The organism is Melaminivora alkalimesophila, from assembly GCF_000282995.1.
Taxonomy (GTDB): domain Bacteria; phylum Pseudomonadota; class Gammaproteobacteria; order Burkholderiales; family Burkholderiaceae_C; genus Melaminivora; species Melaminivora alkalimesophila.
Map to the genome: position 1 here is coordinate 1 of NZ_ALEE01000533.1, position 206 is coordinate 206.

Below are 206 nucleotides of genomic sequence, written 5' to 3' on the forward strand. Positions count from 1 at the left end.
TGCCGCCGACGCGCCGGCGCGGCCGGCGTCCGCGGCTGACCCCCCCTTCGCGCGGCGTCAAGGTCGCCAGCTATTGCCTGATGGCGGCCACGCTGCTGCTGGTCATGCTGCGCGGGCTGCTGCCCGGCCTGCTGACCGTGTGCCTGGGCTTCCTGCTGACACGCTGGCTGAGCGCGCGGCTGCGCTGGCTGCCGCTGCGGCTGCGT

1 pseudogene is annotated in these 206 nt (G+C 75.7%); it reads left to right on the plus strand.

The features are described 5' to 3' along the window. Positions 1-35 precede the first annotated feature (35 nt). Positions 36-206: pseudogene (locus A612_RS10410) on the plus strand (AI-2E family transporter); the annotation flags it as partial.